Origin of the sequence: Citrobacter sp. HN-141, assembly GCF_033341895.1 — a bacterium.
Lineage (GTDB): Bacteria > Pseudomonadota > Gammaproteobacteria > Enterobacterales > Enterobacteriaceae > Citrobacter.
Genome location: NZ_JAWPBF010000037.1, coordinates 1 through 10,617 on the forward strand (window position 1 = coordinate 1; position 10,617 = coordinate 10,617).

The following is a 10,617-nucleotide window of genomic DNA, read 5'->3' on the forward strand; positions in this document are numbered from 1 at the left end:
TCGGTGGAGCTGCATGACAAAGTCATCGGGCATTATCTGAACATAAAACACTATCAATAAGTTGGAGTCATTACCGACCGCTTCAATAAACTGTCTGATGTTATGTATTCATCAGTATGCAAATATCATACCAGGTTATGGTTCAGATAGCCACGTTGCTTAATTGTTGTGCAGTGTAACAAATGTGAGGTATGTGTAGGTAATCGTTATTTTTGGGACTTAATGCACCGGTATTCTGGGCTTCAAATTCATCGGGATAATGGCAATTTGATAAAAAAAGACCATTCCTCACGGGGGAAAAATGGTCGAATAATAGTATCCTGGTTCTGTGTACGTCAGGGTCCCAGTAGTATAGCGTCTATTGTCATGAACAAAACGACAAATAAGGGGGTTAATATGCCTCATTTTTGTTAAGGAATTGTCTATATGAACTGTTACTCAGTTTCTGTCCGTGAAATGGTCAGTATCAGGTATCAGACAATCATATCCTTTTATCTCACTGAGATTCCAGGCCGGACTTGATATCATCTAAACCTTTTCGGATTTCCACGTATTGGAAAATATAAGCCTTTCAAGAATTATACTGGTCTGATAAGCAACCGATTGGAATCCGATATAAGAGTATCCAGCAAAGAATTGACGCCCTCGACACTGTAGATGCCTTTGAGGAGGTTTCTTGGATGAATCTGTCCTGAAGTGTCTGATTTTATCGCTCTATGTGATTGTTCGACTGTAGTGGCACAGTAAATTTGGCCACCTGAATCGCCACGGGTTTAACAGACACCTCGGAGTCATTTAAGATGACTTAAAGAGAGGTGCCCATGAGCGGTAAACGTTATCCCGAAGAGTTTAAAATTGAAGCAGTCAAACAGGTTATTGATCGCGGTCATTCTGTTTCCAGCGTTGCAACACGTCTCGATATCACCACCCACAGCCTTTACGCCTGGATAAAGAAGTACGGTCCGGACTCATCCACTAATAAAGAACAGTCAGATGCTCAGGCCGAGATCCGCCGACTCCAGAAGGAGTTGAAGCGGGTTACTGACGAACGAGACATATTAAAAAAAGCCGCGGCGTACTTCGCAAAGCTGTCCGACTGAGGTACGCCTTTATTCGTGACAACTCCCGTTGCTGGCCTGTTCGTCTGCTCTGCAGGGTGCTGGATGTTCATCCCAGTGGCTTTTACGCCTGGTTTAAGCAACCGTATTCTCAGCGCCACCAGGTAGATCTGAGACTGACGGGACAGATCAAACAGTTCTGGCTGGAGTCCGGTTGCGTTTATGGTTATCGCAAGATCCATCTGGACTTGCGGGATAGCGGTCAACAGTGCGGAGTGAACAGAGTCTGGCGACTGATGAATCGTGCCGGGATAAAGGCTCAGGTCGGGTACCGGAGCCCGCGGGCACGCAAAGGCGAGGGCAGTATCGTATCGCCCAACAGGCTCCAGCGACAGTTCAATCCGGATGCTCCGGATAAGCGTTGGGTAACGGACATAACCTACATCAGGACCTACGAAGGCTGGCTGTATCTTGCTGTGGTTGTTGATCTGTTCTCACGCAAAATTATCGGCTGGTCAATGCAATCCCGGATGACAAAGGACATTGTCCTGAACGCACTGCTGATGGCTGTATGGCGGCGTAATCCCCAAAAACAGGTGCTGGTTCATTCGGACCAGGGCAGTCAGTACACAAGCCATGAGTGGCAGTCGTTCCTGAAATCACACGGCCTGGAGGGGAGCATGAGCCGTCGCGGTAACTGTCACGATAATGCGGTTGCAGAAAGCTTTTTCCAGTTGCTGAAACGCGAACGGATAAAGAAAAAGATCTACGGAACGCGGGAAGAAGCCCGCAGCGATATTTTTGATTACATCGAAATGTTTTATAACAGTAAGCGTCGGCATGGTTCGAGCAATCAGATGTCACCGACAGAATATGAAAACCAGTATTATCAACGGCTCGGAAGTGTCTAGATTATCCGTGGCGATTCACTATTATTGAAAATTCAAATCAACTTTCATTTCTTTAATAAATACACTTTTTTTCTACGTAAACATATTTAATGTTATCAAATTTCCTACATATTTACAATTTATAAAGCAAAGAGTTTTGTTACAATTTAAATGATGTTCTTCATACTGATAAATTAGCGATATTCGCAGCCAATGATATTTTTATAAATTATTTAATCAGGAATAAATTAATTATTCAAAATGATTCCTGTTAAATAGTTACACATATGATAACTATAGAGTAAAGTAATATAAAGAAATGCCGATACTCTAACATTAGAGTCGGTGGGCTGGTAAATGAAACTGGCCGGAAACAATAGCTGGTTTCTGCGGTACACTGTTTTCAGGAGGCGCTGGATGATTATGCTTAAGATAAAAAAATGGATTTATTTTGAAAAAAAGAAATATAATCCTGTGATTTTGATATTTTCTTTACTTTTATCTGGTTTGTTTTTCTTCATATCCTTAGAAGGGATCGCATACCTGATTTTTCGGGACAGAATTAAGGATTATACTTCTGATGTTCTTAACCGTGCTGAGTCTCTCATGCTTCAGGTTGATACTGTTAACGCGGCAGCAAGATCAAGCTCGGATGTGAGCAGTTGGCCCTGTTCCTATGAGAATCTTCAGCATCTCAGAGGTGTTGTTTGGCCTTATTCTCTGATTAAAGATGTAGGCTACACGTCGAAAATCGGGTTAACCTGTAGCGCTATTTGGGGGGGTATGCGCCTCCCATTATCTCTTGATCATTTTGAGAAAAAAATCCAATCAAAGGAAGGCATATGGTTGTTTGGTGTTGCATTAAAAAATGGTATTTCTGCCGATGCATATATCTCCAAAGAAATAGCAGTTATTGTCTCACCATTTTCATTTAAGCGATTTGAAACTGATCTGCATACAAAAAATTTCAGTGCAGTAGTGGGAAATAGAAAACATAATGAACACTTCTTTAAAATTGGACCTGACTCTGCGCTTCTGGATAAACATGCCAACCTCCCTATGAGATTTATTCAGTCCGAAGCGTGCAGTCACCATTATGATCTCTGCATTGCCGGGGGAGGATACTTTTTGAATGTATTATTTGAACACTGGAGTATAACTGTATTATTAGTAATAGTATCCCTAATATCAGGCTTGATGATCTATATCATCATTATGGATAAACGTGAAATTAATGACTCCCTTTCGGTAAGATTTACAAAAGCGCTAAAAGATAGAAGATTATCAGTGGCCTACCAACCTATTTACAAGATTAATAACGATACCATCTGCGGATTCGAATCTTTACTTAGGTGGAAGGATGAAAGACTTGGAAATATTGGTCCTGATGTGTTTATACCTCTTTCAGAAAAAGAGGGGTTACAGGGAGAAGTTACATTATACGTAGTTACACATGCAATAAATGATTTTATTCAGATTGCCAAACAAAACAAATTATTTCTAAGTATAAATATTAACGCGTGTGATCTTGATTCGGTTAAATTTAAGGAAACACTTACTTCACTAATTTCAAAATACAATATTCCCTTTGGGACGATTATTCTTGAAATAACGGAGCGTCAAGGCGGAGATTTTGAAGAAATGAAAGAATATATCGATTTTTATAAAAAACATGGCGTCAGGTTTGCTATTGATGATTTTGGAATGGGGTATTCCAATTTAAATTTAATCACCGCTCTTGACGTTGATGAAATTAAAATAGACAAATCACTGACGGATGCTATCGGCACAGAATCGCTGAGTTACAATCTGCTTCCCGGTTTATATGAAATGTTCCGGAATATTTCTGATAAAATTGTGTTTGAAGGGGTGGAAACGCAGGAGCAGGTGAATTATCTGAAGAAGTTCTGGCCACAGAGTAGTGCTCAGGGGTGGTATTATTCCCGGGCACTGACACTTGCAGAAGCGACAGAACTTATATGCCGACATAATACAAAATAATTTGAACAGAATTTTGTCTCTGCTGCCAGATGCTCCTGGCAGTCAGAAGATCAGGGGAGATAAAAATCACTGAGGTGTCTTATCTGTCTTCCGCGCTCATCAAAATTTTCCTTCCTGAGCCAGGCTATCAATGCATCATTTATCCCGGGCCAGTCACCGGAAGTTACAGAAAAAACGGAAATATCTTCGGAATAACCTTTTGTGATTTTTTTGTCTCTCAATATACCTTCATGAGTAAAACCCAGCCTGTTCGCTGATTTGATGGCATCCTCATTATAAATGTTTGTTCTCCATTCGCATCGTCTGTAGCCAAGTTTATTAAAAAAGAGAGACAGAACAAGGTAGATACTTTCAGTGCTTACTCTTGTTCTTTTCATTTGCGGAGTCCAGTTGACATTAGCAAGTTCAAAAACACCATTATCACAGTCAATATTATCTACAGAGAATATCCCCTTGACGAGGTTGTCATTTTTATCTGTCACTGCAAGATGAATAGAATGGCTGCATTCACTTAGTTTTTTAAAATAGTCGATGCATTGTAGTATAGATTGTGGTTTATTGTGACTGAGGTAGGTCCAGTCCCTGTCATCATCAATACTATACCATTCATGAAAAAGAGTTTCTGCATCATCTGTCCTTAATGGTCTGATCTGACACCATAACCCATTCAGTTCTATACTTTCCGGTTTTTCCCGTCTGGACCAGTTTCTGGTTTCACGACCAGTTTTCTGTCCGAACCTGTTGACAGAACCCATAATGACCTCCTGAAGGCTGTATAATGTATCGAATATAGCTTAGCACAAAGAAACACACCATATTTAGCTTCGCTAAAAGTTTATTTATTTAATGGCAGGCGCGGCAACGAAGGTAAAAGAGTCCCTGCTGCTTAATACAGATGGTGTAATTTCTTCTAAGTTATACTGATTTACATTAAATCAATATGACAGATGGTTGTATATGGCGCCGTGCGAAGGTTTTCAGCTCCATTTTTTTAAACCCTTGACGTTCACTCAAGGCAGGCAGAAGGAAATACTGAAAAATCTTCAGCCGCAGCATTCCTTCCTCAAAAAAAAGCCCGCGCGGGGCGGGCAAATTTTATAATACTTCATTTTTACTGTTTTACAGGCTATTCGGGCTAACGATAACGCTGTATGACTCGACCGTCAACTTCTGACAGCATCATATTGATGATTTTTTTTTACGATACATCTCTCTGTCGGCCTGTTTCATCATAAGTGAAACAGAGTTTAGTTTGTATTTATCAAAGACAGCCACTCCGCCAGAGAAATCAAGTCTGTAGTCTGTATGCTTTAAATTATATTTTTTTACGGATTCGTTCATCTGCGTTATAAACGTCTCACCTTCCGTTTCCGATGCTTCCGGGATGAGCACGGCAAACTCATCCCCCCCCATCCTTGCAATGAAACCATTTTCACTTACTGTGTTCTGCAGTATTTCAGAAAAATCCTTCAGGGCTCTGTTGCCTTCCGCATGCCCGTAGGTGTCGTTGATTAGCTTGAAATCATTAAGGTCTATGATGATCAGGCAAAATGTATTGTTATTCCTGAGCGATTTTCGCTGTATTTCGTCCGCTATCAGTGTGAAAGAACGTCTGTTACAGAGCCCGGTCAAGGCATCAGTCGTTGCCTGGTTGATTATCCGGAATTCGTCTTCAACAATAAAAGCAAGATCCTGCAGTAAGGAAAACTCATCAGCTGTAAATTCACGGGGTTTAGTATCAAGGATACAGATTGTTCCGGCAATTTCGCCGTCCGGCAGGTGTACGGGATAGCCTGCGTAAAAGCGGATATTGGGTTCATTAAGCACCAGACGATTATGAGAAAATGCTGGCTCACTGAGCGTATCGTTGACAACAAGCGGACGCCCGTTTTCAACCGCAACAGCACAAAAAGAATCAGTTCTCGGCGTGGATCTGATATCCAGACCACAGGCTGATTTGAACCACTGGCGATCTCGATCAACCAATGAAATCAGCGCAACAGGAACCTGGAAAAGTTTTGAGGCGATCCTTGTCAGCCTGTCAAAACGCTCCTCAGTGTTACTGTCGAGGATGCCCATGGTGTAGAGTGAATGTAATCTTTTTTCTTCTTTTCTGTCACGCATATCTTTATTCATCAGTAGAGAATCTGACGGCAGCACGGACACCGTTGCCGATAAATTGCTGAAAGGAAAGTAGCTGTTATCATATTTTATTTTTTTATACAGTCAGATAACCCTGCTTAGATTATGACTGGCTGCTCTAATCAGTTAATAACGTATAAAATCTATCTTAAGACAGAGGGCACGCCTTTTTATCATCAGCATCATGATTTGGCAATTCACTCTGTCTTTACTTTTGTAAATGTACGGGCTGGTCTGAAAGTGCCTGATTCGGAAGGAGTTTTTTATCATTATGATCAGCCCGGCGTGACTGCTTCATCGGCAATATTCTTACCGCAACCATTTCATGATAATAAAAAACTCATGTTTTAAAATGACATAGGTTGTACATGAACGCCATAACTTCCGATGTTCATGATACTGTGCTGTACTCTTCTTACTGATTAGTTTTCTGATAGAAAAATGAGTGAGCGACAGGTGCACTTGTCAGTATTTTTTCAGCGCTGATCCATTTGATGAGAAAACGTAATGATCAGGTTGTAATAGACAAGAGCAGCGTTATCTAAAAACCTCCCTCTCAGATGTTTTTTTATGTCTCAGGGGGACTATCTGTATCACCACTCCCGATGGTATCGCTGATACAGGGCAAGAAAAGCTCACGTCTGGCATTACGCAAGCTTTTTGCATCAGACTGCAGCTAGCGGGCCCAGTCTTCCAGCGTGAGTCCCGGCACCCGCTCAAACTCCCCCCCGTTCCTCGTCACCAGTACGGCACCGGCGGCAATGGCGTGCCCGGCGATCGCCGTGTCGTTCGGACCGATGGGCGTTCCGGCTGCAGCCAGGGACGCTTTCACTTCAGTGGTGGCCTCCACAGCAGCCCGGTCCCAGGCCAGCACGGCATCGAGACTGGCGCAGAACGCGTCGGCCAGTGCCTGCGTGGCGGGACCGGACGCCCGTGCCGCCTGTGACAGTTCGGCCCAGGTGACGGCAGAGATCACGATACGGTGGCCGCGCAGCACCGCCTGCTCCAGTCGCGTGAGCACGGCTTCCGGCTGCTCGCGCAGGATGAACGCGCAGAAACGGGTATCAAGCATATACGTCCTGTTCACTGTTCACTGTTCACTCCTTCCTTTGTCGCTGACAACGTCCCCGCGCTCCGCCATAAACTCCGGATCGGCCCTGCCCATCATGGCGAATGAGCTCCAGCTCGGCCGGACGGGACGAAGGATGATGCAGTTCCCTTCCCGGACGATCTCCAGCTCGCTCACTCCCTCAAAATCCAGATCGCGGGGCAGACGGATGGCGCGGTTGTTGCCGTTTTTAAATATCGATACGGTTCTCATACTTAACTCCCGAATATTTTGGATATGCATGACATTTCCGATATGAAGTTCATGCATGGGTGTGCGCACATGTTAAGTATAGGCAGCTGTTGAGTATGTGCATAGCTATGACATATGTAGATGGTGAGGATATGCGTATGCCATACCTATGCGGATGTAAGGCATGTGGATATGCATGACCTATATGTTTTCTTCTCTTTTCACCGGAGATCCGAAAACTCCCGAAGTCGGATTTGAACTGAGTAATCATATGGACAGTCAATGGAGATACGGCAGGAATGAGTTCAGGGCAAAAGGCAGGAGGGAGCGAGGAGCGGAAGTCTGTGACAATGTCTGCAGCTCACTTTATAGCAGACCGTCCAGCTGTGAACTCAGGATCATTATTGCCCTGCCTTTTCCCTGAGAATGGTTTGCCGGGTGGTATTAAATTCACGCAATGGCGCTGATACTGATCCCGGAGTTAACCCGCGCAGGTTACTGGCCGGCTGAATATGCCGACAGAAATCAGGCCGTTACCCGGCAACGGCTGACGGGAAGTAATGCGTACTGGAAATGGCACACGGCTTACAACCGACATTCGGTGGCAGAAACGGCAATGTACCGTGTCAAACAGCTGTTTGGCGGGCATCTTACGTTTCGGGATTATGATGCGCAGGTTGGAGAGGCTATGGCCATGATCCGTGCCTTAAACAAAATGACGTGTGCAGGCATGCCAGAAAGTGTACGGATTGCCTGAGGAAGTCAGCGACGAGGAGCGCTTTTATCTAAATCCGATTTATTCAACAAAGCCCCGCGCACGCCGTCAGGGGGAGGTTCTGGAGCTGTCGCTCTGCGATGTCGGGGGTAGTGCACGACATTGATACGCTGGCGGATCTGGCGGCGGCGGAGCAAATCCTGGCACAAGCCTGAACAGCGATTATCATTATAGGTATCGTAGAAGCGATTCAGCTTATTCTTAAGGTCATTAGGCATCACTCCTTTTCTTTTGTTAGGATCGGGCTGTGACAAAATTCATCCATCCAGGGCGAAGTGAACACACAATGGAATAAATGAGCTTATGAGTGAGAATGAAACCCCAATAAAAAAGTCTGAAAACCATATTAACAAGCCGGTGTTTTTCACCTCGGCGTTGTTAATATTTCTCCTTGTCGCCTTTGCCGCGGCTTTCCCCGATCTGGCCGATAAAAACTTCAAACTTCTGCAGAATCAAATCTTCACCAACGCCAGCTGGTTTTACATTCTGGCCGTAGCGCTGATCCTCCTGAGCGTGACGTTCCTCGGGCTGTCGCGCTACGGCGATATTAAACTTGGGCCCGACCACGCCCAACCTGATTTCAGCTATCATTCCTGGTTCGCGATGCTGTTTTCCGCCGGGATGGGGATCGGCCTAATGTTCTTCGGGGTGGCAGAACCGGTGATGCATTACCTCTCTCCGCCGGTTGGTACCCCGGAAACGGTCGAAGCCGCCAAGCAGGCCATGCGCCTGACCTTCTTCCACTGGGGACTCCATGCATGGGCGATTTACGCGATAGTGGCGTTGATACTGGCCTTCTTTAGCTATCGTCACGGCTTGCCACTGACCCTGCGTTCGGCGCTGTATCCGATTATCGGGGATCGTATTTACGGACCGATTGGCCATGCGGTCGATATCTTTGCAGTTATCGGCACCGTGCTTGGCGTGGCCACCTCCCTCGGTTATGGCGTGCTGCAGGTTAACGCCGGGCTTAATCATCTCTTCGGCGTGCCAATTAATGAAACGGTGCAGGTGAGCCTGATCGTGGTCATCACTGGCCTGGCAACGATTTCGGTGGTGTCGGGACTGGATAAGGGCATTCGTATTCTGTCCGAGATCAACCTGAGCCTGGCGCTGCTGCTGCTGGTGATGGTGATGTTGCTGGGACCTACGGTTCTGCTGTTGAAATCGTTCGTTGAGAACACTGGCGGTTATCTGTCCGAAATGGTCAGTAAAACCTTTAATTTGTATGCCTACGAGCCTAAATCGAGCAACTGGTTAGGTGGCTGGACGCTGCTGTACTGGGGATGGTGGCTCTCCTGGTCACCGTTTGTCGGCATGTTTATCGCCCGCGTCTCTCGCGGCAGAACCATCCGCGAATTTGTGACCGGCGTGCTCTTCGTCCCGGCGGGTTTCACCCTGTTATGGATGACCGTCTTCGGAAACAGCGCGATTTATCTGATCATGCAGAAAGGGGCGACGGACCTCGCCAATACCGTCCAGCAGGATGTGGCCCTGGCGCTGTTTAATTTCCTTGAGCACTTCCCGTTCTCAAGCATTCTGTCGTTCATCGCCATGGCGATGGTCATCGTATTTTTTGTCACCTCGGCAGATTCCGGAGCGATGGTGGTGGATACCCTAGCCTCCGGGGGCTCCAGCAATACGCCCGTCTGGCAGCGTATTTTCTGGGCTGCACTGATGGGGCTGGTCGCCATTGCGTTGCTGCTTGCGGGCGGCCTTAGCGCCTTGCAGACGGTGACCATTGCCAGCGCCCTGCCGTTCTCGGTGATTTTGTTGATATCGATATACGGATTGCTGAAAGCATTGCGACGGGACATCACCAAGCGCGACAGCCAGAATATGACCACCATTGCACCTACCGCTGCGCGTAATCCTATTCCGTGGCAGCGCAGACTGCGCAATATCGCCCATCTGCCAAAACGTTCGTTGGTTAAACGTTTTATGGATGATGTCATTCAGCCTGCCATGACAATGGTTCAGGATGAGTTGAACAAACAGAGCACCGTAAGCCATATCAACAACAGTGGCGAAGACCGTATTCGCTTCGAAGTGGATTTAGGCAATGAGCTTAACTTCATCTACGAAGTCAGACTCCGTGGTTATGTTGCTCCTACCTTTGCGATCTCCGGGCTGGATAATGAGGAGCAGCAGGCAGAACAGCATAAATACTATCGGGCTGAAATCTACCTGAAAGAAGGCGGTCAGGATTACGATGTGATGGGCTGGAATCAGGAACAGATTATCAACGATATTCTCGACCAGTATGAAAAGCATCTTCACTTCTTACATTTGGTTCGCTAATACAAAAACACCGCCTTTCGGCGGTGTTTTTCTTTATTCTGCCGGGTTCTCCTCCTGGCGGGTATATAGGGGGCCGCTTGGAAAACGGAATCTATGGTCACTCCCGTTTTTGCAACACCGATTTTGACGACAAGTTGGCTTGCTTGAATC

The 10,617-nt window shown here is 45.7% G+C and carries 8 protein-coding genes and 3 pseudogenes; 6 read left to right on the forward strand and 5 right to left on the reverse strand.

The window, feature by feature from the left end; genetic code table 11:
• The 4 genes and pseudogenes from RYZ59_RS24895 to RYZ59_RS24105 all read left to right on the forward strand — a co-directional run.
• Positions 1-60, forward strand: a 60-nt coding sequence (locus RYZ59_RS24895) for an IS1 family transposase (protein WP_071528444.1), incomplete at its 5' end; no start/stop codon positions are given.
• A gap of 761 nt (positions 61-821) precedes the next feature.
• A protein-coding gene (locus RYZ59_RS24095; RefSeq protein WP_318051072.1) for an IS3 family transposase occupies positions 822-1,969 on the forward strand; the annotation gives its coding sequence in 2 pieces (ribosomal slippage) (positions 822-1,059 and positions 1,059-1,969; 1,149 coding nt in all).
• Between the two features lie 402 nt (positions 1,970-2,371).
• Positions 2,372-3,055, forward strand: a pseudogene (locus RYZ59_RS24100) (CSS-motif domain-containing protein); the annotation flags it as partial.
• 90 nt (positions 3,056-3,145) lie between these two features.
• On the forward strand, positions 3,146-3,949 hold the full coding sequence (locus RYZ59_RS24105; RefSeq protein WP_318051081.1) for an EAL domain-containing protein: 804 nt from the start codon (positions 3,146-3,148) through the stop codon (positions 3,947-3,949).
• Between the two features lie 50 nt (positions 3,950-3,999).
• On the opposite strand, the gene RYZ59_RS24110 is transcribed toward RYZ59_RS24105, so the two are convergent.
• The 5 genes and pseudogenes from RYZ59_RS24110 to RYZ59_RS24900 form a co-directional block, all read right to left on the reverse strand.
• Positions 4,000-4,704 carry a GNAT family protein gene (locus RYZ59_RS24110; protein WP_318051074.1) on the reverse strand — a complete coding sequence of 235 codons (705 nt, stop codon included), beginning with the start codon at positions 4,702-4,704 and terminating at the stop codon, positions 4,000-4,002.
• A gap of 424 nt (positions 4,705-5,128) precedes the next feature.
• A complete protein-coding gene (locus RYZ59_RS24115; protein WP_318051076.1) occupies positions 5,129-6,085 on the reverse strand; it encodes a sensor domain-containing diguanylate cyclase in 957 nt (318 codons plus the stop codon).
• A 682-nt stretch (positions 6,086-6,767) separates the two neighbouring features.
• The gene (locus RYZ59_RS24120) at positions 6,768-7,178 is read right to left on the reverse strand and encodes a PIN domain-containing protein (protein ID WP_115626088.1); all 411 of its coding nucleotides are present in this window, start codon (positions 7,176-7,178) and stop codon (positions 6,768-6,770) included.
• A 3-nt stretch (positions 7,179-7,181) separates the two neighbouring features.
• Entirely contained in the window at positions 7,182-7,412 is a 231-nt protein-coding gene (vapB, locus tag RYZ59_RS24125; RefSeq protein WP_045295158.1) for a type II toxin-antitoxin system VapB family antitoxin, read from the reverse strand.
• 380 nt (positions 7,413-7,792) lie between these two features.
• Positions 7,793-7,883: pseudogene (locus RYZ59_RS24900) on the reverse strand (helix-turn-helix domain-containing protein); the annotation flags it as partial.
• Here RYZ59_RS24900 and RYZ59_RS24130 point away from each other — a divergent pair.
• A pseudogene (locus RYZ59_RS24130) lies at positions 7,861-8,148 on the forward strand (IS5/IS1182 family transposase); the annotation flags it as partial. The pseudogenes RYZ59_RS24900 and RYZ59_RS24130 overlap by 23 nt on opposite strands.
• 321 nt (positions 8,149-8,469) lie before the next feature.
• Positions 8,470-10,467: a BCCT family transporter gene (locus tag RYZ59_RS24135; RefSeq protein ID WP_181553026.1), complete on the forward strand. Its 1,998-nt coding sequence runs from the start codon at positions 8,470-8,472 to the stop codon at positions 10,465-10,467.
• Positions 10,468-10,617 lie beyond the last annotated feature (150 nt).